The 23437-nt window shown below is 39.7% G+C and carries 17 protein-coding genes and 1 pseudogene; 6 read left to right on the top strand and 12 right to left on the bottom strand.

Annotated elements, in window-relative coordinates:
- Positions 1-236 precede the first annotated feature (236 nt).
- The 3 genes from KP78_RS03610 to KP78_RS03600 form a co-directional block, all read right to left on the bottom strand.
- Positions 237-527 carry a thiamine-binding protein gene (locus tag KP78_RS03610; protein WP_041086400.1) on the bottom strand — a complete coding sequence of 97 codons (291 nt, stop codon included), beginning with the start codon at positions 525-527 and terminating at the stop codon, positions 237-239.
- Positions 528-631: 104 nt separating this feature from the next.
- Positions 632-1312 (bottom strand): DUF4956 domain-containing protein, encoded by a 681-nt coding sequence (locus KP78_RS03605; protein ID WP_235420828.1) that lies wholly within the window; start codon positions 1310-1312, stop codon positions 632-634.
- 1 nt (position 1313) lies between these two features.
- Entirely contained in the window at positions 1314-2081 is a 768-nt protein-coding gene (locus tag KP78_RS03600) for a polyphosphate polymerase domain-containing protein (protein ID WP_235420827.1), read from the bottom strand.
- Between the two features lie 295 nt (positions 2082-2376).
- Here KP78_RS03600 and KP78_RS03595 point away from each other — a divergent pair, with 295 nt between their 5' ends.
- A complete protein-coding gene (locus tag KP78_RS03595) occupies positions 2377-5514 on the top strand; it encodes a DEAD/DEAH box helicase (protein WP_041086399.1) in 3138 nt (1045 codons plus the stop codon).
- A gap of 67 nt (positions 5515-5581) precedes the next feature.
- Here the strand turns inward: KP78_RS03595 and KP78_RS03590 are convergent, their stop codons facing one another.
- Positions 5582-6811: a sensor histidine kinase gene (locus tag KP78_RS03590; protein WP_041086397.1), complete on the bottom strand. Its 1230-nt coding sequence runs from the start codon at positions 6809-6811 to the stop codon at positions 5582-5584.
- A 350-nt stretch (positions 6812-7161) separates the two neighbouring features.
- Between KP78_RS03590 and ggt the strand changes: the two genes are divergently transcribed.
- Together ggt and KP78_RS03580 are read left to right on the top strand one after the other, a co-directional pair.
- Positions 7162-8940, top strand: a complete 1779-nt coding sequence (gene ggt / locus KP78_RS03585; RefSeq protein ID WP_041086395.1) for a gamma-glutamyltransferase — start codon at positions 7162-7164, stop codon at positions 8938-8940.
- 362 nt (positions 8941-9302) lie between these two features.
- Positions 9303-10793, top strand: a complete 1491-nt coding sequence (locus KP78_RS03580; protein WP_041086394.1) for a peptide MFS transporter — start codon at positions 9303-9305, stop codon at positions 10791-10793.
- Between the two features lie 44 nt (positions 10794-10837).
- Here KP78_RS03580 and KP78_RS03575 read toward each other — a convergent pair whose 3' ends face one another.
- The 6 genes from KP78_RS03575 to htpG all read right to left on the bottom strand — a co-directional run bounded on the left by KP78_RS03575 (position 10838) and on the right by htpG (position 17328).
- Positions 10838-11941 (bottom strand): HD-GYP domain-containing protein, encoded by a 1104-nt coding sequence (locus KP78_RS03575; protein ID WP_041086392.1) that lies wholly within the window; start codon positions 11939-11941, stop codon positions 10838-10840.
- A 322-nt stretch (positions 11942-12263) separates the two neighbouring features.
- Complete coding sequence (locus KP78_RS03570) at positions 12264-13031, bottom strand: ABC transporter permease (RefSeq protein ID WP_041086390.1); 768 nt, start codon at positions 13029-13031, stop codon at positions 12264-12266.
- Positions 13028-13759 (bottom strand): ABC transporter ATP-binding protein, encoded by a 732-nt coding sequence (locus KP78_RS03565; RefSeq protein WP_041086388.1) that lies wholly within the window; start codon positions 13757-13759, stop codon positions 13028-13030. Before KP78_RS03565 ends, KP78_RS03570 begins: the two co-directional genes overlap by 4 nt.
- A gap of 195 nt (positions 13760-13954) precedes the next feature.
- Positions 13955-14506 carry a TVP38/TMEM64 family protein gene (locus KP78_RS03560; protein ID WP_041086386.1) on the bottom strand — a complete coding sequence of 184 codons (552 nt, stop codon included), beginning with the start codon at positions 14504-14506 and terminating at the stop codon, positions 13955-13957.
- Between the two features lie 136 nt (positions 14507-14642).
- Positions 14643-15251, bottom strand: a complete 609-nt coding sequence (locus KP78_RS03555) for a class I SAM-dependent methyltransferase (protein ID WP_041086384.1) — start codon at positions 15249-15251, stop codon at positions 14643-14645.
- Positions 15252-15447: 196 nt separating this feature from the next.
- On the bottom strand, positions 15448-17328 hold the full coding sequence (gene htpG / locus KP78_RS03550; protein WP_041086382.1) for a molecular chaperone HtpG: 1881 nt from the start codon (positions 17326-17328) through the stop codon (positions 15448-15450).
- Between the two features lie 358 nt (positions 17329-17686).
- Between htpG and KP78_RS20370 the strand changes: the two are divergent.
- The 3 genes and pseudogenes from KP78_RS20370 (at position 17687) to ahpF (ending at position 20990) form a co-directional block, all read left to right on the top strand.
- Positions 17687-18598: pseudogene (locus tag KP78_RS20370) on the top strand (multicopper oxidase domain-containing protein).
- Between the two features lie 286 nt (positions 18599-18884).
- Positions 18885-19448 carry an alkyl hydroperoxide reductase subunit C gene (gene ahpC / locus KP78_RS03540; protein WP_041086379.1) on the top strand — a complete coding sequence of 188 codons (564 nt, stop codon included), beginning with the start codon at positions 18885-18887 and terminating at the stop codon, positions 19446-19448.
- Between the two features lie 12 nt (positions 19449-19460).
- Complete coding sequence (gene ahpF, locus KP78_RS03535; protein ID WP_041086378.1) at positions 19461-20990, top strand: alkyl hydroperoxide reductase subunit F; 1530 nt, start codon at positions 19461-19463, stop codon at positions 20988-20990.
- 247 nt (positions 20991-21237) lie between these two features.
- Here the strand turns inward: ahpF and KP78_RS03530 are convergent, their stop codons facing one another.
- On the bottom strand, positions 21238-22353 hold the full coding sequence (locus KP78_RS03530; protein WP_041086377.1) for an L-dopachrome tautomerase-related protein: 1116 nt from the start codon (positions 22351-22353) through the stop codon (positions 21238-21240).
- 415 nt (positions 22354-22768) lie between these two features.
- Complete coding sequence (locus KP78_RS03525; RefSeq protein ID WP_131272588.1) at positions 22769-23437, bottom strand: IucA/IucC family C-terminal-domain containing protein; 669 nt, start codon at positions 23435-23437, stop codon at positions 22769-22771.

Below are 23437 nucleotides of genomic sequence, written 5' to 3'. Positions count from 1 at the left end.
TGACAAATCACTCTCTTTCTATCTACATGGTCCTTCTCTATCGGAAAAGGTATTTCCAAATAACGGAGTCAACCCGAAACCTACTTGAAAATAGCTGACGAAAATCTCCTTACTATAGGTGCTCAATGGCATATAAACTTCCTTCAGTATTTATGGGCCCTTCCTCAAATACAAATACTGCTTTATCCCACCAAAAAAGACTGCCCATCGATTTATAGGACAGCCTCAAGCTTGCTTTATTCACCAATATGCTTCATCTTTTCTTCAATGGATACGCCCTCTGGTTTGTAATGAATCTTGATCGTCGTAATGACCTCATTTGCCCCTGCATCAATTCCCACCTGCTGCGCCAGCTTAATTAATGCAAATACTTCATGCAGCTGTCCTTCAATTACCGTTTCCATGGGACCAACGTGATACTTGAGCCCTGACTCCTTCACAACCTCAATAACCTGTGGAATTACACCATGTGTATTTACATCCTTACCATTTGGAAGCACTTGAAAGCCTGCTGTTACTGTAGCCATTAGAACTCATCCTTTCCTGGGCGTTTATATACCATTTCCAGAATAAGCCTGCAGTAAACACACAAAAGTCTATAATTTTAATTTCAACGACGATCTCTACTGCTTTAGTCAGCCGTCTGCATATAAGAAAGTGAAACCTTTAAATTAGCATTTCTTTCTCGAATTACATTTAATAAGTCCTGATCAATAGTGTCATTATTACTTCTTATTGCAAATGTGTAAAGGATCATCGTACCAAGATTCGTCGTTTCGACCTGACGAAGAACATGATGATCAGTGTGATGTTTAAGTATATCGTCAAAAAGATTTTCGTGATTTAAGTTTTCCGGGACCGTGATTTTTAAAATTTGGGTATCCTTCCCTTTGCCATAATCAAATTTATATAACAAATAAAAAACAACGCTGGCGAAACAGGTTAACATAACCGCAAGCCCTATCTCGTATAAGCCGCACGTCATTCCAACGCATAGCCCAAAGAATATATATGCAATGTCCTTTGCATCTGTCACAGCACTTCGGAAGCGAATCAGTGAAAAGACGGCAAAAAGACCAAATGCCACACCTGCGTTTCCACTGACCACATTCATCACAACTGATACGACAACACTCATCATAACGATGGTATGAACGAAGGCCTGAGAATAACGCTCTCCCGTAAATGTAATCTGGTAAAGCTGTGTAATAATTAAGCTAAGACCTGCCGCTGAGACCATCGCAAAAATCGTCATCCATAGCGACGATTCTGCTGCTCCCCCAAATGTAAATAAATTGTTTAACGGTTCCAATTTATACTCCTCCAATCGTTACGGTTTCTTTCGTCACATTAACTGGCAGCACTTCCTCTTTTAACAGCTCCAGGCTGGTACAAAACTTTGATGCGCTCCTTTGCTCACACTCAAGATCCTGCAGGATCCGTGTCAGCCATAAGGGAACGCTGTGCTTCACCTTTACTTCTAGTACAGCCAAATCTTGATCGATAAAATTTTCTCCATATGGACCATTCTCGATCCTTAAATCTTCGTTGCGGCAGCGCAGGTTTAAGTCGAACGTTACGCGTAGATCAGGATCGGTAATCGAATGGAAGACATGACGGTCATAGCTGACCACCATTTCAGGATACAATTCATAAAGTCTGCGAAAATGATGAATCTCCTTCATCACCTGCTCATTCCATGTTTCATAGCTGCATGCCAAGTTTTCTGAAGAGTTATTTAAATAACGATAGGCTTCAGCCAAAGGAATCACCATTCTTCTTTTATTGACGACATTATTGTGCTTTTGCTTCACCTCAAAAAAAGCGACCCCATCAATATCTGTATCATCATAGATTCTGAGCCTTAGCTTTTGCCGAAACCTCAGCTTATTTTTCGTTTCAAAATAAATTCTGTGCTCAGGATTTTCAAAATACAGACTCGTCACCGTATACCTGCCCTCTACTCCAAATTTGTCCGGCCGCATATACGGACCCATTTGCTCAACCAGAAGCTCATACTGATTTCGGGAAATTAAATACTTTTGCTCTCTTCTGTTAAAAATCTCTAAAACCATCTCCATCATTCCTCTCCTCGAAATGGACCCCACATTCCCATGAGTGAATTGTCTCTGTCCCCCTTTTCGTTATTAGATTGCAAGTTTTTCTCCTCATGTGAGTGATACTTTATATATTATTTTTCTATTATGAAGAAGCGCTGTGAAAAAAATGAGAATTTTATGAAAAAATAGCTATATTTTACAAATGTAAATCGTGATAAAAATACTGAAGATTTCTAGGAAACAACGAATATCGGTCATTTAGTCTTTTGCCATTATCATTCCTATGGTAAGGTCGAATGAAGAAGGCGGTGGGAGAATGTACGAGGGGATTTATGAGGAAATCATCAATAAAAAGGTAAGACGTCAACTCACACAATTGTCACCTGATGAATTTGATATCGAGACAGAACGATTAGATGTCGAAGAGGCACGTAAGTTATTAGCCTCCTACATCTCAACAGTTACACGCAAAGCATTATCGTTCATTCGTGATCATAACAAAAAAGGTGGAGACGCTCTGCTCGATCAAATTCAAGTGTGTAATGAAGTCATAGATTTACTTAGCCGGTCTCTTGGCAACGATGAGTTCCGATCGCTGCAGATAGAAGAAAAAGGCGACATCCTAACATCTATTTATCATAAATTAAATACAGCAAGGATTTTGCGTAAGGACAAGCCGCTTCGGCCTATCACACCTTTGAGTCAGACCTCTTTGTTTACGGGATCCCAATACGAACCAAATATGCTTGAGGAATTGCGAAAAGAGATCATGACATCAGACTCGATCGACTGGCTGATCTCCTTCATTAAGTGGTCCGGTCTTCGCATTATAATGGAGGAGCTGCGTCACTTTACAGAAGATCGCGGCGGGAAGCTTCGGATTATTACCACTTCCTATATGGAAGCGACAGATTTTAAAGCAATTGAGGAATTAAGTAAATTAAATAACACAGAGATTCGTATTTCTTATGATAAAGAACGCACACGGCTGCATGCAAAAGCATACCTTTTCAAACGAAATACCGGGTTTAGTACGGCTTATATCGGCTCTTCTAATTTATCAAATCCTGCTCTTACATCCGGTCTTGAATGGAACTTAAAAATCACCGAAAAGGAATCCTTTGACGTTCTAAAAAAATTTGAAGCAACCTTTGAAAGCTATTGGAATGATACTGATTTTAAATTGATCTCTAAAGATAACCCCGATGATTGGAGGAATTTAAAGCTATCATTAAGTAAGCCGCTAGCCGCTGAAACAAACGAGGAATACGTGCTAGACGTTCGTCCTTATTCCTACCAGCAAGAGATTCTAGAAGCACTCGAAGCAGAACGTGTACACTACGGGAGAACGCGCAACCTGGTCGTTGCCGCAACAGGCGTAGGAAAAACGGTCATCTCTGCTTTCGACTTTCAGCGCTTCTATAAGCAGTACCCTAAAGCAAAATTCTTATTTATCGCCCATAGGGAAGAAATTTTAAAGCAAAGCCTGAAAACGTACAGAACGATTTTACGAAACCAGAACTTCGGGGAATTGTTAGTTGGTTCGCATATTCCCCGCTCACTGGATCATCTTTTTATGAGTATCCAAAGCTGGAACAGTAAAAATATTGCAGGCTCCACTACGCCGGATTTTTATGATTTTATTGTGGTGGATGAATTTCATCATGCAAGTGCGAACACTTATACAAAGCTCCTAAACCACTACCATCCTAAAGTCTTACTTGGACTTACCGCGACGCCAGAGCGTATGGATGGTCAAAATGTACTGACTTATTTTGATGATCAAATCGCCTCTGAAATGCGGCTGCCTGAAGCAATCGACCGGAAGCTGTTAAGTCCATTTCATTATTTTGCTGTTACTGATTCTGTCGATTTATCTGCGCTGAAATGGTCTAAAAGAGGCTATGACCTAGAAGAGCTTGAAAATGTTTATACCGGAAATCGGCACAGAAGCGAGCTTATTGTCCGAAATGTAAAAAAATACGTTACCAATATACAAGTTGTAAAAGGATTAGGGTTTTGCGTCACTGTTCGACACGCCGAATACATGGCCAAATTTTTTAATGAAAAAGGGATTCCATCGATCGCTCTGCACGGCGGTTCAAATCGAGACGTAAGAGCTGCAGCAAAACAAAAGCTAGTGAATGGTGAAATCAACTTTATTTTCGTGGTGGATCTCTATAACGAGGGAATTGATATTCCAGAAATTGATACGATTTTATTTTTACGGCCTACTGAAAGCTTGACCGTATTCTTACAGCAGCTCGGACGAGGACTTCGTTTATATCCTGACAAAGAATGTTTAACAGCTCTTGATTTTATCGGACAGGCTCACAAGGATTATCCATTCGAAGAAAAGTTTAGAGCCTTAATTGGACAAACAAAGCACTCCATTCGAAAATATGTCGAAGAAGGATTTTTTCATACACCTAAAGGCAGTGAATTTATTCTTGAAAAACAGGCCAAAGAATATATTCTGCGAAATATAAAAACAGTTAAACATACAAAACAGTATCTACAGTCAAAAATGAAGCACTTCGAGGAAGATACAGGAAAATTATTAACATTGGATAACTTTCTAACTTATTATCAATTAACGCTTGATAATTTTTATGGAAGCAGTGGAGATCGTTTATTTGAACGAATGAAGGTTGATGCAGGGGCAGCTGAGGATTACACGGCACCATTAGAAAAACAGCTGATGAAGCGGATTCGAAAACTATTTCACATTGATTCTGCGGCGTTTATTCAATTTTTACTGCGTTATGTAGAAACTTTTGAAGCAAATAACCCTCAAGAAAAGAGAATGGTCTGGATGCTGTATTACTCTCTTTTCATCCATCACCCTTTAAAAGAAGGATTCGATTCCACTGAACAGGCACTAAAATCTATTTTTAGCACTTCAGCCTTGAAGAAAGAGGTTGTTCAATTATTGACGTTTCGTTTAGATCACTTGTCCTTTCTGGAACGTCCCCATGAGCTTCACCAGGACATACCTTTGCGCGTTCATGCTCATTACACGCTTGATCAAGCAATGGCAGCCTTCGGCTACTACAACGAAGAAAAAAGTCCAAAGCTCCAAGCTGGGGTAAAGTACTTTCCTGATATCGAAACGGACGTCTTTTTTGTTACATTAAATAAATCGGATAAAGACTTTTCTCCTTCTACCATGTACGAGGATTATGCGATTAACAGCGAACTGTTTCATTGGCAATCCCAAAATCAAACAAAAGCGGAGAGCAAAACCGGACAACGTTACATCAACCATAAGAAAACAGACAGCAAAATCGCCTTATTTGTTCGTGAATACCGGACAGGGGGCTCACCGTTTATTTTCTTGGGCACCGCAAGCTATGTTCGCCATGAAGGCAGCGAGCCCGTCAGTATCATTTGGAGGCTCCATGAACCAATGCCAGCGAAAATCGTGCCAAAAGCGAATAAAAATATTATTTAAACTCCATTTTAAAAGCCATTCGTTGCGAGAAATTTATTCAACGAATGGCATCATTTTTTCCAAGAATCTATCCTAAAGCTGCTGTTGCCTTTTTAGAAGGAAAGCTCATGGTTACAGTTGTTCCTTTTCCTTTGTTGCTAGTAAATTGAATGCTGCCATTGTAATGTTGTACGATGCTAAAAGAGATCATAAGACCTATTCCAGTCCCTTTATTTTTTAACGAATAAAAAGGGGTTCCGATAAATTTCATTTCTTCTTCTGTCATTCCGCTTCCTTCATCAATTACCTTTATTTCAATGCAGTTTTTTCTTTTCTTAGCAGTAACAACTAAAGAGCTTTCAATTGGAGATGCTTCAATAGCATTTTTTAATAAATTAATCATTAATTGCTTGAACTCTATTAAGTTGCAGGCAATGAATCGATCCTCTTCTACATCTAACTTAATCGTGATGCCTTGTATTAAAGCGTAAGATTGGATTAAATCTGCGACTTTAAGAAGAGCCGTTTTTACGTTCACTGTATCTATGTCCTTGTTATTAATCGGATTGGCGATAGACAGGAAATCTGAGATAACGGTCTCTGCAGCCTTCAATTCATCCATCATAAGGGAAAAATGATCCTTCATTTCTTTTTTTAATGATTGATCAACTTGATAGTATTGAATAAATCCTTTTACAACCGTAATCGGATTTCTAATTTCATGGGCAACCGCGGCTGCTAATTGTCCCGCTGTCTTCAAACGCTCTGCTTGCTGAATTTGCTCATAATACAATTGTTGTCTTTTAATTCGTAAATCAGACAGATAAAAAACAAGAAACAATAGCGCCTGACTGCCAAGAAAGTTAATTATATTGCCAATTAGATCCATGTATAAATGCGGATACAATGCTCCCTTATCAACATAGTAAATATAACTAAACGCAACGGTGAGAAATAATCCATTTAATAGCAGCGAGAAGTAAAATAGCATGGGCTGAAAAAATAAGATAGAAGCTGCTGGCATTAAGCATAGCAATATTAGTGTAGATGAGGTTTCTGGATATAAAATGAAAATTGTATGAAAATACACCGTTCCCACCAGAATGATTAAGCTTCTCATAAACATTGTTTCTTTCTTTGGATAGCTCAATAATAATAAAGACAGTAACAGAACGAGCAGAGAATGAAGATAAAAACCCCACCCCACTTCACTCGAACTCATATACACAACGATCAGCCCTGACAGCATTAACGATATAACCAGCATAATCGAGAGTCGATACAATTTAAAATTTATTAAACTGTTGAATTCCTTCATGTTTTACATCCTCTAAGCTTAGATTAGGGTTTTCATATAGTCATAGGAACAGCAAAAAGAGAATTAACTTAGTACTAACATTATTATGTATCAGCTTTTACTTATATGAAAGGGTTAAGTTTGTTTTTTTGATAAATCATGTAACAATTGGAACTAATATCTTTTATTAATGCATAAAACAGTTACATACCTCCCATTTTAAAAGTATAACCCCCTCCTTTTTTCATGTTAAGAATCCAAATAACTAGTTAGTGCGGTTTATTTGTAAGAATATTTAGATAAATAACTTGATTAACCTTTCCTGTTTTCTTACCATATAAATAGATGATGTTATCTTAAGGAGGGGCATGATGCAAAAGTGGTGTAGAAATTGTTTAGCGATCTTATTTAGTGTTTTGTTAGTTATAGGCAGCTTTCCTTTAAACGGACAAGCTAAAAAATCAAGCAGTGTTTATGACAAATATAGTCAGGTAGATACAGCCGAAGGAGGCATGGTCGTAACCGCTCACCCGCTTGCTTCTGAAATCGGAGCGGATGTGCTGAAAAAGGGAGGAAATGCGATTGATGCAGCTGTTGCCATCCAATTTGCTCTAACCGTTGTTGAACCGATGATGTCAGGAATCGGCGGTGGCGGATTTATGATGGTGTACGATGGAAAAACGAAAGAAACCACCATCATCAACAGCCGTGAACGTGCTCCTGCAGGCGCAGAGCCGGGTATGTTTCTTGATGAAAATGGACAAGCGATCCCGTTTGCCGTGCGTTCCACTGGCGGAACAGCAGTAGGCGTACCCGGCACATTAAAAGGCCTTGAAACTGCTCTTGAAATGTGGGGAACGCGTCCAATGCAGCAATTAATTGGTCCTTCCGTCAAGCTTGCGGAAAAAGGCTTTCCAATTGATTCTGTTTTAGCGTCTGCCATTGCCGACAATGAGGCAAAACTAGCGCGAACGTCGGCTCAGGATGTCTTTTTGCCAAAAGGTGAACCACTCGAAGAAGGGGATAAGCTTGTTCAAAAGGATCTAGCAAAAACCTTTAAATTAATCCGCTCAAAAGGTACAGATGCATTTTATGAAGGAATCATCGCTGATGCACTTGCCGATACCGTGCAGGATTTCGGCGGCTCAATGACAGCAAGGGATTTAGAAAACTATGAGGTAACAATAGACGAGCCCATTTGGGGAGAATATCAGGGCTACCAAATTGCCAGCATGCCTCCTCCAAGCTCAGGCGGCGTCTTCCTGCTGCAAATGCTCGGGATTCTTGATGACTTTAATCTTTCTCAATATGATGTTCGTTCATGGGAAAAGTATCATTTACTTGCCGAAACGATGCATCTTGCCTATGCAGACCGGGCAGTTTATGCAGGTGATCCTGAATTCGTAAACGTTCCATTAAACGGCTTGCTTCATCCGGATTATATCGCTGAGCGCCAGCAGCTGATCAGCCTGGATAAAGTCAATCAATCACCTTCAGCCGGCGACCCGTGGAAATATGAAGAAGCTGAAGCTAATTACAGCAAGAGCGAGCAGCCGGACGATCGCGAAATCGGGGAAACCACCCACTTCACCGTCGCGGATAAATGGGGCAATGTCGTCTCCTACACAACAACCATTGAACAAGTCTTTGGAACAGGCATTATGGTTCCTGGATACGGATTTATGTTAAACAACGAATTAACCGACTTTGATGCCGTACCTGGCGGAGCCAACGAGGTACAGCCAAACAAGCGTCCTCTCAGCAGCATGACGCCAACCATTGTATTTGAAGATGGGAAGCCAGTCTTAACAGTTGGTTCTCCTGGAGGTCCAACCATCATTACATCAGTACTTCAAACTATTCTCCATACGATTGAGTATGATATGGACCTGAAGGCTGCAGTGGAGGAACCGAGAATCTATACGAATAATCTTAACTCGTACCGCTATGAAGAAGACATTTCTGCGGATATCCTCACTCACTTAAATCAAATGGGACATCGCTTTGGAGCAGAACCTACAACGATTGGAAACGTACAAAGCATTCTGATCGATCATGCAAAAGACACCTATATGGGTGTTGCAGACTCAAGCAGAAATGGAGCAGCGATTGGCGTTGATTTGAAAGGGAAAAACAAGGGTAAAAGATAAATCCAGTCACAGTCTTCTAGACTAATCCAGAAGACTGTGTTTTTTATTTTTACTTACGTCCATACCTTTTTGATTTTACTCCCCTTCAGGAACCATGCCTCAATCAAAATTCTATTCACGTATACATTCATAAAACAACTATTCTCCCATTTGAAATATTTCCCTCAAATAACTATCGTACACTTCTCAACACGATAGTTATTTGAGGTTTTTATTTTAAAAATTCATTATTTATCCATTTTATTAAATATATTCTTATTCACAGCAATCACTATCATAATACCTAAAAAATATACAATAAATACTTTTTGACAATTTAATACTTTTTGTTATTATATTAAAATAACAAAGGAGGTAGAACTATGTCAGATTTAAGTAAACAGAAAATTGTGGCAAGCGTACCTCAAAAAGGCTTCTTAGGACATCCTAAAGGATTATTTACTCTATTTTTCACAGAGTTCTGGGAACGCTTCTCCTATTATGGTATGAGAGCCATTCTTGTTTTCTATATGTATTATGAGGTGTCAAAAGGCGGATTGGGCATCCCTGAAAATACTGCTCTTGCCATTATGTCGATCTATGGGTCGTTAGTGTATATGTCCGGAATTATTGGCGGCTGGTTAGCCGACAGAATTTTCGGTACGTCAAAAGCAGTATTTTACGGTGGGATTTTGATTATGCTCGGACACATTGTGTTAGCAATACCAGGAAGCATCGCCCTGTTCTTCGTTTCCATGGTGCTGATTGTTCTCGGTACAGGGTTGCTTAAGCCTAACGTATCCAGCATTGTCGGTGATATGTACAGCGAAGAAGATAATCGCCGTGATGCAGGATTCAGCATCTTCTATATGGGGATTAATCTTGGCGGATTCCTTTCACCATTAGTGGTGGGAACAGTAGGAATGAAAAATTTCCACTTAGGCTTTGGACTTGCGGCAATCGGTATGTTTTTTGGGTTGGTCGCCTTTATGTTTACAAAGAAAAAGAATCTTGGCCTGGCTGGGACGTATGTACCAAACCCGCTGTCCCCGGGTGAAAAGAAAAAAGTTTTTACGATTATTGGTTTGAGTGCAGCTGTAATAGCTGGCTTGATTGCCATTGCGATTCCAACAGGTCTGCTTACGTTTAGCTCCTTTATCGCACTTGTAGGGATTTTAGGAGTTTTGCTGCCGACATTATATTTCGTTGTCATGTATCGCAGCCCGAAAACGACGGCAGTCGAGCGGTCACGTATTATTGCGTATATCCCCCTGTTTATCGCTTCTGTGATGTTCTGGGCGATTCAAGAGCAAGGCTCAACCATTCTTGCCAGCTATGCAGATAAACGTACGGATCTGGACTTTGCAGGAATTCATATATCTCCTGCCTGGTTCCAATCGTTAAACCCGTTATTTATAATCCTTTTAGCACCGCTTTTTGCTTGGTTTTGGGTTAAACTCGGGGAGCGCCAGCCATCGATACCTAAGAAATTCTCATTCGGGTTATTGTTTGCCGGCTTATCATTTATCGTCATTCTTTTACCCGCTTACTTGGGCGGCAGCGATTCATTGGTAAACCCGCTATGGCTCGTGCTTAGCTATTTCATTGTTGTACTCGGGGAACTATGCTTGTCACCGGTCGGTCTTTCCGCCACAACAAAACTAGCACCTGCTGCCTTTTCAGCACAAACGATGAGTCTGTGGTTCTTATCAAACGCTGCTGCACAGGCCCTTAACGCACAAATTGTTAAATTCTACACGCCAGAAACTGAAATGGTGTACTTTGGGATAATTGGAGGAGCAGCTATAGTACTTAGTATTCTTCTCTTCTTGCTGGCACCTATCATTCAACGGTTAATGCAAAATGTAAAATAAAGAACATTAATACCCTCTGACATCATGTCAGAGGGTTTTTTCAGCTATAGTAATGCATCCGCTTCTACAATCTCTACTGTTAAATAATCTTTCGTGGATAAATCAATTTCGTACGGTTTCACGTCTTGATTTCCTTCATCCTTAATCACCCTGATCACGGGACGTCCAACGGAATGATAATTATATTTTGATACAATTCCGCTTCTTCCATCATTTAATACCACCGTCAAACCTTGAGGGTAGATCGCAACCCCCTCTTTAAACAAGTCCACCTGTTTCCTGTCAAATAACGTTCCGCTCCCTGCATAAAGCAGTTCAATTCCTTTATGCGGCAGCATTGAAGGTCGATACGCTCGCGGGCTTGTCACCGCGTCAAATACATCTGCAACGCTTAGTATTTTTGCGTATCGATGAATTTCATTTTCCTTTAATCCCCTTGGATAACCTGAGCCGTCCATTCGTTCATGGTGCTGAAGTGCACAATGAGCAACCGGCAAAGGAATTTCATGAATCTTTCTAAGCATTTCAAATCCCAGCTCACAGTGGGACTGCACCTGCTCATATTCTTCATCTGTCAGCTTACCGGGCTTATTTAATATTTCCAGCGGGACAAACACCGTGCCCAGATCATGCAGCATCGCACCCATACCGATATCTTCAATCGTCTTCAACGGCAAACCATTCTCTATTGCCAGCTGACAAGCATAAATCGATACATTGAGTGAATGTGTGTATACATAATTCTCGTGAATTTTTGTCGTGGCCAATAAATTTAATGCCTGATGATTACCATTTAGTGAATGTAAAATATCCTTAAATATTTTTTGAAAGCTGCGTATCGCCCTTTCAGATTTCATCATCGTTTGTAAATTTTTATTTGAAGCAAGCTCAGCAATCTGGTAAAAACCTTCCGTGATGGTATTTTCCGCTTCGAATCGAAGCTCGGGAGGAATCGCTTCTATTATTTCAATTCCCTCAGAAATTTCATCTTCTATGTAAATAGTTGACACGTGGTATTTTCCTAATCGCTTAATTAGCCGAGCACTCAGCTCAGTCCCTTGAACTAACAAAACCTTTCCTTTTTCATTGTAAATCGATTTACCTAGTTTCATCCCCGGTTGACACCGGCTCAGCGTAATTAATCGCAATGCCTTTCTCCTTTTCTGCCAGTCTTATTTTATTTACTAGTTATGTGATTTTTCTCACATGTTGCACACTGATGTTTGTTAGGTAAATGATACTACAATATATATAAACTTTCTATTATATATAGTAAAAAAAACCCCTTCAACACTATGGGAGTTCATGCTGATTGAATTAATATTTAGATAAAAAAGATAGAAAAGTCCTTTGAACGAGTTTCTTATGTCTACATACTCCTTTTTATAAAAATATGTCCCTACATGAAAAATAGCCCTTCACTGCGCTAATATGAAAGCGTTAGTGAAGGACCGATATGTTTATATTATTTTATTTAGAATCTCTATTTCGAAGATCTAACAACTGCATACGTTCATTGAAAAGTGTTGGATACGACAAGAAGCCGAGCATGACGCTCGTGACAACCGCTGTTGTTAAGAGCAGGAATATGATAAGCAGCTGAAATAGGACAGCTTGAATAGGGTCTGCTCCAGCAATGATTTGTCCACTCATCATCCCCGGGAGCTGAACAAGACCAATTGTTTTTTGACTTTCGATTGTCGGAATAGTGCTGGCCTGTATGGAGGTGATGAGCTGTTTATGAATCGCCTGCTTTGGAGTACCGCCAAGTGACAAAATGAGCTCAGCTTCGTCTTGATGGTTCTCGATTTCAGCTGTAAAACGGTTAAGGAACAAAATAGCCAGGACCATTGAATTCCCAATGACCATTCCACTGATTGGAATAATGTATTGCGCAGTTGCCGGAGTAATATTCAATCCAAGTAAAATCCCTTGCGTCAGAATTTCTATAAAAATGAATGTCCCGACCAATTTCCACGTGATTCCCTTAATCGCGGCACCCTTTTTCCGAGCATTTTGCGTAGCTGCCCCAATCATAAGAATAAGCATCAAGAGGATATAGATCATGTTTTCTGAATCAAAGACGAATTGAAGAATAAATCCTACCGCAAGCAATTGAACGATTGATCGAATGGTTGCAATTACGGTATCTTTTTCAAGACCAAGTTTAAGTGTTTTCGATAAAATAAGCGGAATGATTACAAAGATTAATGTGATGGATAACGTAAGAAAACTCATTCAACCTGCCCCTTTACAAACCGCTGGACGCGTTCTTTTTTTGAATGCTCAAGTATTGAGCTTTCTCCTGCTTCAATCAATTCCCCATCCATCATGACCCATGTATAGTCTCCAACGTTGAATGCCTGCTGCAAATTATGGGTAATCCAAATCATCGTGGTACCATATTTCTGATTAATTCTTACAATAAGATCTTCAATGTCCTGCTGAGAAACACGGTCCAGCGCTGAAGTGATTTCATCTAACAATAAAATTTCAGGACGATTCACAAGGGTACGCGCAATGGACACCTTTTGGCGCTGGCCGCCTGATAAATCTCTGGTATCACGCTCTAAAAATGACTCATCCAAACCAACCACCTTTACAAGCTCTTCCGCTGTTTCCACCGGCAGTTCTTTTCCTTGAAGCTCAAGTGGAAGCGCCAGGTTTTTCATCACAGTGCCGCCGATCATCGTTGCGTTTTGCAGTGCCATTCCAACCATTCTGCGAAGCTCGACAGGATCGTAGCTTTCGATTTTTTTATCCCCTATGTAAATGTCTCCTGAGGTCGGAGAGGTAAGACTGTTGCACAGCTTAAACAACGATGTCTTTCCCGCTCCGGAAGGACCTACAAGCGTTGTAATCCTGCCTTTTGGAAACCATCCGGTTATATTTTTCAGTATTTGATGGCCATCATTGGCATAGCTCACCTTATTGAACCTAACCGCTGCTTGATCATTTACAGACATGCCGTTCACTTCCTTAATTATAATAAATGAATTTTATTTATAATTATTATTATGTAGTAATTATAATCATCAAGATACAATAGTGCAAATATATGATCTCTTTATTCTTTCTCTAATAATTATAAAAATAAACGAAAAACGCCCGACCCTACTGCTAGTTCCTCTGGGGTCAGACGTTTAGTTGTCGCTTTTCAATTAAGCTCTTCGCACGGGGGATTGATTAAATTTTCCAATAAGGCTAAAGATGATCACTAAGATAAACATCATCAATACGGTTAAATACCAGGGAAACGCTGTAATCGCTTCGCCAAAAGCGGTATATATGACCGCTGGCAGAATAAGACCTAATAAGGAATAATACATATATTCCTTGAATGACTTTGCCGATTCCATTAAATAAAGAGAAAGCAAATGAAAATGAACGAATGGCATGATACGTAAAATCATTACCTGCCCTACAGTAAGCGTTTGGTTCTTAAATATTTTTTCCTTCAATTTTCCGACCTTTTCCCGAAACCTCGGAAACTTATTAACTAGCACGTAAGAAACAAAACTCATTAGGGATAGGCCAATAAAGGATAATAATGCCCCCTCAACAAAACCGAATAAAACACCTCCCGCAATACAGACAACAATCACTGGCAAAAAGAAAAGCGGTCGAAATAAATGCAATAGAATAAAGAGAAAAGGAGCCAGCCACCCTGCTGCTTCGATAAACGCCTTAAGGGACTGATCAAACTCATCCATACGATCCATCCTGTCTGAAAAAATATGGTTTTTCTTTAACGATAGGACATGTCAGAGATTATTGCAATAGGTCACTATCTTGCTGGATTAGGTTGTTATAAATAAATTTTTTCTTATGGACTTTATCGAAAATTAATTAATCCCCAAACCTAAAAATCAAAAATCTCTCATTCTCATTTTGATCATACAACTCGTGCACCTTTACTTCCTTTAAGAGTTTAAAGATACTGGCACTTTCGAGAAACTGAATATACTCAGTGGTAGGATAATATAGAATTAAGTCAACCGCTCTCTTATACTGCTCCACTGATTTTAAAATGTTATTTACAACCTTCATAAAAATTTGGACGGAAAAAGGATTAAAGAAATAAAAAATATTATCCGCAGGCTCAACCTCATACTCCTCTGCCAGCCCTCTTTCAAAGCGGATAAAGCCGCGTGTTTTTTTAACTTTTTGCATATAGCCCGCCTTGTTTTCAAGCGCATCCTGGTACAGCGGCCCACTCATTTCAACACCTGTCACCGATACATGAAAACGGTGATGGACATAAAACGGCAGCCTGCCCTTCCCGCAACCAAAATCGACGACTCCATCCGTCCTCTTTAATTCATATTCATTAAAAAGAGCATCTAATGCTTCATAGGGCGTTGCTTCATAACGATTATAATGAATCGATTGATTCAAGAGCTGCAGCGTCCCGGCAGTTTTTATACGAAGCAATCGGTCATAGTCTTGTTCATTCATGGAAATCCCTCTGTTTGTTTTTTGTACATTATCGCATAAGACGGATCAATGATGTAAAATCATGATTCTGTTTAAAAAGACTTTGTTCAGTTGATTTCCGCTCCAATCAACTATGTAAAAATATCAACCATGGACTTTAACAAAGCTGAAAAGAAAAGAGCACGGGCGTTAACCGTGCTCTTTTGACATCATGGCTTTATACCATGATTTTGCAAATATCATTCGTAAACTCTACTGGATCCTGGACTGGCAAGCCTTCAATGAGAAGCGCCTGGTTATACAGCAGGTTTGTATATAAATTCACTTTTTCTTTATCCGTTACAAACGCATTCATTAAGGCACTGAACACCTCATGATTAATGTTGATTTCCAAAATTTTGTCCGCTTTAATATTTTGGTTGTCCGGCATAGCGCTTAAGATTTTTTCCATTTCTATGGACACTTCACCGTCTGTTGCGAAGCATACAGGGTGAGATCTTAATCGTTTTGAGACTCGGACATCCTTCACTTTGCCTGCTAGAACGTTTTTCATGTGGTCAAACAGCTCTTTGTTTTCATTTTCTTCAGAAGCAGTACTGTCTTTATTTTCCTCTGCTTCGAAGCCCAGGTCGCCGCTTGATACGGATTTGAATTCTTTTTCTTTATAATTCATGAGCATTCGGATGGCAAACTCATCAATATCCTCAGTGAAATATAGAATTTCATAGCCTTTTTCTGCTACTACTTCCGTCTGTGGCAGCTTTTCAATTCTTTCATATGATTCACCAGAAGCATAATAAATATATTTTTGATCTTCCGGCATTCTCGTTACATATTCATCTAACGTAACCAGCTTCTTCTCTATGGATGAATAGAACATCAATAAATCCTGCAAAACATCCTTATTGCTTCCGAAATCACTGTAAACCCCATATTTTAACTGTCTGCCAAAGGATTTATAAAACACTTCATATTTCTCACGATCATCTCGCAACAAGCTTTGCAGCTCACTTTTAATTTTCTTGTTAATATTTTTCGCTATCAGCTTTAGCTGCTTGTCATGCTGTAAAATTTCTCGGGAAATATTCAGAGACAGATCTTCAGAATCCACCATTCCCTTTACAAAGCTGAAATAATCCGGAAGCAAATCAGCGCATTTTTCCATAATCAATACGCCATTTGAGTATAGCTCAAGTCCTTTTTCAAATTCCTTAGAATAATAATCAAAAGGAATATTTTCTGGCATGAATAAAATAGCATTATATCGTACAGCACCATCAACGCTAATATGGATATGCTTTAACGGCTTATCAAAACCATAGCGTTTTTCTGTATAGAAATTCTCATAATCCTCTTGCGATAGCTCATTTTTATTTTTTCGCCAAATCGGCACCATACTGTTAATTACTTGCTCTTCCTGAACATCCTCGTATTCATTTTCGCTGCCTTCTTTAAGCTTTCTAGATGTCACATCCATTTTAATTGGGTAACGAATGAAATCAGAGTATTTTTTAATGATCGATTTTAAGCGATACTCTTCCAAGTACTCATCATATTTCTCATCTTCTGTATTCTCTTTGATTTTTAGAATAATCGCAGTACCTACTGTATCCTTTTCTACTTCCTCAATTGTATAGCCATCTGCTCCTTCAGATCCCCATTTATAGGCAGTATCTTCACCTAACGCCTTGGAAATCACCGTAACCTCGTCAGCTACCATAAAAGCTGAATAAAAACCAACCCCGAATTGACCGATGATATCATGCCCATCCTTCGATTCATTTTCATTTTTAAACGCCAAAGAGCCGCTCTTCGCAATCGTTCCAAGATTCGCTTCAAGCTCTTCCTTCGTCATTCCAATCCCAGTATCTGAGATCGCAAGCGTACGATTTTCCTTATCCGCAGACACTTTTAAATAATATTGATCCTTTTCAAAGCTTAGGGATTCATCCGTCAATGCTTTGTAATAGATTTTATCAATCGCATCACTCGCATTTGAAATCAACTCTCTCAAAAAAATCTCTTTCTGAGAATAAATCGAGTTAATCATCATTTCCAACAGTCTTTTTGACTCCGCTTTAAACTGCTTTTTTGTCATGAATAGGTCTCCTTTCAGATTGAAAAGTGTAAGATGGATGATAGCGAGTTGGCACTCAAATATCGCGAGTGCTAAACACTATTTAATTATCATGAGGTGAGGCTTTTTGTCAACCTTATCTACTATGCAGAACCATCTCAAAAAATTATTTTTTGATCAAGCAATTCATGAGCAGCTTTATTTTTGGGATCTGGCAGCAGTATATTTTTTGCGCAGCCCTTTGGAGAATTTTCCGTTATATTGAATAAAATTCATTTAATTATTTGAAGAACGTCTTCATGAAAGATTCTATTTATACTCAATCCATCTATAACCTCATATACTGAAAAGCACTCTCTCTTTTAAAGGAGGCAGTTACATGTTCTTAAAGAAGTTTGTTGATGAATTGCCGATTCCTCCTGTCATAAAACCAAATGGCAAGCGGGAAGGCCTACCGTTCTATAACGTCACGATGGAGCAAATGAAACAAAAGATGCATCGCGATTTGCCTCCGACTACTGTATGGGGTTACAACGGAATGTATCCAGGTCCTGCCTTCGAAGCAAAGCAAAACGAGCCTAATCCTAATTGCCAACGTCCGGCCACGCTTTGTTATCATGATCACGCACTTGGCATCACTCGTTTAAATGTATATGCCGGGCTTGCCGGTTTCTATATTTTACGAATCATAAAGGCCAAGAAATCATTTAAACAAACAACACCAGCCCCTTTTACGAACGGAGAAGCCCCTTCTAAGGATCTCAGCCAAATTATGCAATTTCGCGTCAAATCTTGAATGGGATCTGCCTATTACAGAAACCCTTTATAACAGAACTATCGGGATTTGAGAGCTTTACAACACAACGCCAGACACACATCCCATCCACTTGCACCTCGTCACCTTTCAAATATTGAATCGTACACCATTTACCGGCAATCTAAATGGCACCGTCCTTAAAGCCGGTCCGCCAAAACCACCTGAACCAAGCGAGAGGAGCTGAAAGGATACCGTTCGAGCCAACCCTAAAGAAGTCACCCGCATCATCGCGCGCTTTGGTCCCTTCACAGGAATATACCCATGGCACTGCCATATTTTAGGACACGAAGACCATGAAATGATGAGACCGTATAAGTTTTAAGCAACCCTGGATTCGATCCGTGCAAGCCGATTGCGGGACAGTGTAGGGACGAGGCGTTTGAGCAGTGTTTTGATTGTCGGAAAGGGGGAAAAGGGAAAATAAGTTGTAAATTTATTTTATATAAAAAATACAGGAGGAAGAGGGGTTATTGAGGACCTCTTTTTCCTTTTTATTAGTTACAAAATAACAAAAAAGATAGCTTAGCATTGCGAATCTAAGCGTTTTCATTCAATTTATATAGTTATTTTCTATTATTTTTTTGAGTTAAATCCTACATAAACCGTAACAAAACGAAACCCCATACTAAGCCTTGACAAGATAAATAGTTTTATACAATAATTGATATTTAATTATAATAATTATTTTTAAATAGTATATTTGCCATCATCTATGGCATGCTATTTATATTTAATTACACACCTAGGAGGAAAATCAATTATGGCACTAATTGGAAAAGAAGTAAAACCATTCGCAGCAAAAGCTTTTCACAACGGTGAGTTTATCGATGTTTCTGAACAAAACCTTAAAGGTCAATGGAGTGTAGTTTGCTTCTATCCTGCGGACTTTACATTCGTATGCCCTACTGAATTAGAAGATCTGCAAAACGAATATGCAGCTTTGAAAGAACTTGGCGTTGAAGTATATTCTGTTTCAACTGATACGCATTTTACACACAAAGCATGGCACGATCATTCAGAAGCGATTGGCAAAATTAAATATGTTATGATCGGCGACCCTTCACAAAAGATTTCACGTAACTTCGACGTGCTAAACGAAGAAGAAGGTCTTGCTGAACGCGGTACATTTGTCATCGATCCAGACGGTATCATCCAAACTGTCGAAATTAATGCAGGCGGTATCGGCCGTGATGCAAGTACAATTCTTAACAAGATTAAAGCAGCACAGTATGTTCGCAACAATCCTGGCGAAGTTTGCCCAGCGAAATGGCAAGAAGGTTCTGAAACCCTTAAACCAAGCCTTGACCTTGTAGGGAAGATTTAAGGAGCACGACAAATGATACTAGATGCAGATATAAAAGCACAATTAGCCCAATACCTTCAAATGATGGAGGGCGAGATCCTGCTTAAAGTAAGCACAGGTTCCGATGACGTATCCCGCGACATGCTGGCTCTAGTGGATGAATTAGCCACCATGTCACCTAAAATTAAGGTAGAAAATGCACAATTGCAGAGAACGCCAAGCTTTAGCGTGAATCGTATCGGTGAAGATACCGGCGTAGTTTTTGCTGGTATCCCTCTCGGACACGAATTCACATCGTTAGTTTTGGCACTATTGCAAGTAAGCGGCAGAGCTCCAAAAGTTGATCAAAGTGTACTTGATCAAGTGAAAAGCATTAAGGGCGAATACCACTTTGAATCCTATATCAGCCTAAGCTGCCATAACTGCCCTGATGTTGTACAGGCTCTGAACGTAATGAGTATTTTCAATCCTGGCATTACACATACCATGATTGACGGTGCAGCTTTTAAAGAAGAAGTTGAAAGCAAAGAAATCATGGCTGTGCCAACCGTTTTTCTGAATGGTGAATCTTTCGGCAGCGGCCGTATGACGCTTGAAGAAATTCTGGCGAAGCTTGGAACAGGCCCAGATGCATCAGAGCTTTCTGATAAGGATCCATATGATGTTCTTGTTGTTGGCGGCGGACCAGCTGGCGCAAGTGCAGCTGTCTATGCAGCACGTAAAGGCATTCGTACAGGTCTTGTTGCTGAACGCTTCGGCGGACAGATCATGGACACGATGGGTATTGAAAACTTTATCAGTGTGAAATACACGGAAGGTCCTAAGCTTGCCGCAAGCCTTGAAGAACATGTCAAAGAGTATGACATTGATGTAATGAATCTACAGCGTGCCAAGCGTCTAGAAAAGAAAGACCTTATCGAACTTGAACTCGAAAACGGAGCGGTTCTAAAAAGTAAAACCGTCATCCTATCAACAGGTGCCCGCTGGCGCAACGTTGGCGTGCCTGGTGAAGCAGAGTTTAAAAACAAAGGGGTAGCATACTGCCCTCACTGTGACGGTCCATTATTTGCAGGAAAACATGTTGCCGTTATCGGCGGCGGTAATTCCGGTATTGAAGCAGCAATTGATCTGGCAGGTATTGTGAAACATGTCACAGTTCTTGAATTCATGCCAGAACTGAAAGCTGATACAGTACTTCAGGAACGCCTTTACAGCCTACCGAACGTAACAGTCCTAAAGAACGTCCAAACAAAAGAAATCACCGGTACAGACAAAGTGAATGGTATTTCGTACATTGACCGTGAAACGGAAGAAGTTCATCACATTGAATTGCAGGGTGTATTCGTTCAAATCGGCCTAGTACCTAACACCGACTGGTTAGGTGACACGATTGAACGTACCCGCATGGGTGAAATTATCGTCGACAAACAAGGCGCAACAAACATCCCTGGCGTATTTGCTGCAGGCGACTGCACAGACAGCGCCTATAAACAAATCATTATTTCGATGGGATCAGGTGCAACCGCAGCTTTAGGTGCATTTGATCATTTGATTCGGAATTGATGGGAGAAAGTTAAAAGCCTGAAGGTTAGTTTTATTGGCCTTCAGGCTTTTATTTTTTAGGGGATGAGTAGTTTTAAATTATATGGGTTGATACTTATGCAGCTTCATGCCTATGGTGCTTTATTTATATTTTTAAATCTAAGATGAAGCAGGCTTTTCAATTTGAGTTAAGTCTTTATTACAGGACAGTTGCGAGAATATATACAATTTTAACTGACAAAAAAGGCAGCTCCCTGATGAGGGACAGCTACCTTCTTTTAAGATTATTATGAAAAGGTAAAGCAGGGAATTCATCAATTCTCATACGAAGTAAACTATATGGTTTTTCCCGCATGTCTCTTCCATAATGAAATCTCGCCTGCCGATGTAATTGATTCACAATGACATATAAGTATTGATCGGGGCCAATCGAAAAAGTATCCGGCCATAAAATTCTCGGGTCATGTGCGATGGTTTCCATTGAACCATTTGGCAATATCTTCCTAATGCTATTGTTTTCATAGTCTCCCGCATAAACGGTTCCTTTTACGCCGGTGATCATTCCATCAGACGCACCTTTTTCCCCCCAATACTGGACATATTGGGATAAATTCATGTCCTGTATCCTTCTGTCTCTTAGGGCTTCTGTTGAGATCGAGAACAGCTGACGGCTGGTTAGCGGAGCATAAAATAAAACCTTTCCATCAGGAGAAATCGCTAAACTATCGGAAGCCAATCTAAATGGGGAAGTCGATCCGTCCGGGTTTCGATTCATCAAAATTTCACCTTCTACTTTCGGTAAAAAATAGGGATCAGGTGAAGTTGATATTGCCCCATTTAACCTTCTAAACGCGTTCCCATTTTCTAAATCTACGACGATAATAGCCCCTGGCCCTCTGGAGGAAGAATCCGTTATATATGCATAGCCTGCTCTTCCAACCCGAAAATCCAAACGGACATCATTCAGATAAGTTGTTGGCAAGACCACATCTTCTGTAAAGGTATATACTCTCCTTATTTTATTCGTGCTTAAATCAACAGCAACTAATTTTGCTCCCCCTTGAATAGGTTCAGAAAAATTTGGCGCCCCTGTATCTAGTACCCAAAGTGTTCCTCTTCCATCAGCAACGATACTTTGGACACTGACGAAAGACATCGTAACATTATCAACATTAACCAAATTGGTTTCTAAGCTGGGATAAGGCTGCAATTCACCCTCAACAATTTCCGTCACAGTAAATTGAACGTCGTCTCCCCATTTCGGAAAGCAAACAAAAATACGACCGGTTTCGGAAACGCTGACACCTGTAGGCATAGCCCCATAAAAAGCATGCACCAGTTCAAACTGCCCAAAATATTTTTCCATAGGTAACATAGGTTGCATGATATCCTCCTCATCAAATCCGAACGGATATCACATATATATGATGAAAATTCTTTGTAGTGCCTGGTTCTTGATAAATTTTTCTATCGTGATGGATGCTGTGGGTTTCAACTTCCCATTATTAAAAATGCTGGTTTTGATGAATTAATAAAATTATGTAATTGATTCAGTTAATTCTTTAATTAACATTCCTGGGGCTATACCGAGAATATGAATTGTTGTTCTGAGATCAGGGACCTTTTTTCTATCTCCATAATCTGTTAAAAAGAAATAAAATGGGTATACAATCATAAATAAACAAGCACCCGGAACCAACAGCAGGCTTTTGTTAATTTCATTCTAGCGTTAAGACAATCTTTACAGATAAAGGTCGTAAATCGAACGAAAAAAAAGCAGTAAAATAGCTACCGTTTCTTCATTTAATTGTTTCATTTTTTGGAAGAGGACAATTTCCACAATAAGGATGATCATCTCCGAATTTCACTTGGTAATACCTGCAACAAGTCGTTCGAACTGGAATACACGTCCACTCCTCCAAATGATGTAAATAAATAGATAAGGGATTATCCTCTCCTCCAACCCACGATGCTTTTGCTACTGTTAACTCTTTCAATTGTTGTTGTAACTCATCTGAAGAAGAGACAGAGGATTTTTTACGAAAGACCGACTGCAAACGTACAGCAATGTTTTCCCAAAGAATTTTCTGCGGTATTCTCCATTCACTTGAAATTTTTTCAACTAAGGGTGTCAAATGATCTGCAAAAACACGTGTTTTCCAGTCACCTTGAAGCAATACACTCTGAGAATCATCAATTAATAAGGTAAACGTCTCCGGCTCAAACTCAGCCGTTGTAAACCAGTCTACTCTTTGTCTTTGAAGACCATAATAATCAAGTGAAGAAGCGGCGGTGAGGACCGCATAGCGTTTAAGAAATAAGGAACCTGCTGTGCCTAAAGAGTCAGTTCCGATTCGATAGGCATATTGGTGCAGAACGGACGTTAATACATTCGTATCAAGCAGCTGAGGTAAAGGAATTCCACTGCGTCCATTATTGATCTCCACCCGATAATTTTCTAGGTTCAT

It is taken from the genome of Jeotgalibacillus soli (assembly GCF_000829435.1).
Taxonomy (GTDB): domain Bacteria; phylum Bacillota; class Bacilli; order Bacillales; family Jeotgalibacillaceae; genus Jeotgalibacillus; species Jeotgalibacillus soli.
The sequence above is the reverse complement of the archived record's forward strand: the minus strand, read 5'-3'. Positions and strand labels throughout refer to the sequence as shown.

What these genes read in the sequence shown, in the direction of transcription:
- KP78_RS03555 (WP_041086384.1), bottom strand. Translation starts at nt 15,251, where the DNA reads ATGAATGAACAAGACTATGACCGATTGCTTCGTATAAAAACTGCCGGG.
- htpG (WP_041086382.1), bottom strand. Translation starts at nt 17,328, where the DNA reads ATGACAAAAAAGCAGTTTAAAGCGGAGTCAAAAAGACTGTTGGAAATG.
- KP78_RS03560 (WP_041086386.1), bottom strand. Translation starts at nt 14,506, where the DNA reads ATGGATGAGTTTGATCAGTCCCTTAAGGCGTTTATCGAAGCAGCAGGG.
- KP78_RS03570 (WP_041086390.1), bottom strand. Translation starts at nt 13,031, where the DNA reads ATGAGTTTTCTTACGTTATCCATCACATTAATCTTTGTAATCATTCCG.
- ahpC (WP_041086379.1), top strand. Translation starts at nt 18,885, where the DNA reads ATGGCACTAATTGGAAAAGAAGTAAAACCATTCGCAGCAAAAGCTTTT.
- ahpF (WP_041086378.1), top strand. Translation starts at nt 19,461, where the DNA reads ATGATACTAGATGCAGATATAAAAGCACAATTAGCCCAATACCTTCAA.
- KP78_RS03525 (WP_131272588.1), bottom strand. Translation starts at nt 23,437, where the DNA reads ATGAACCTAGAAAATTATCGGGTGGAGATCAATAATGGACGCAGTGGA.
- ggt (WP_041086395.1), top strand. Translation starts at nt 7,162, where the DNA reads ATGCAAAAGTGGTGTAGAAATTGTTTAGCGATCTTATTTAGTGTTTTG.
- KP78_RS03595 (WP_041086399.1), top strand. Translation starts at nt 2,377, where the DNA reads ATGTACGAGGGGATTTATGAGGAAATCATCAATAAAAAGGTAAGACGT.
- KP78_RS03610 (WP_041086400.1), bottom strand. Translation starts at nt 527, where the DNA reads ATGGCTACAGTAACAGCAGGCTTTCAAGTGCTTCCAAATGGTAAGGAT.
- KP78_RS03580 (WP_041086394.1), top strand. Translation starts at nt 9,303, where the DNA reads ATGTCAGATTTAAGTAAACAGAAAATTGTGGCAAGCGTACCTCAAAAA.
- KP78_RS03600 (WP_235420827.1), bottom strand. Translation starts at nt 2,081, where the DNA reads ATGGAGATGGTTTTAGAGATTTTTAACAGAAGAGAGCAAAAGTATTTA.
- KP78_RS03590 (WP_041086397.1), bottom strand. Translation starts at nt 6,811, where the DNA reads ATGAAGGAATTCAACAGTTTAATAAATTTTAAATTGTATCGACTCTCG.
- KP78_RS03530 (WP_041086377.1), bottom strand. Translation starts at nt 22,353, where the DNA reads ATGCAACCTATGTTACCTATGGAAAAATATTTTGGGCAGTTTGAACTG.
- KP78_RS03565 (WP_041086388.1), bottom strand. Translation starts at nt 13,759, where the DNA reads ATGTCTGTAAATGATCAAGCAGCGGTTAGGTTCAATAAGGTGAGCTAT.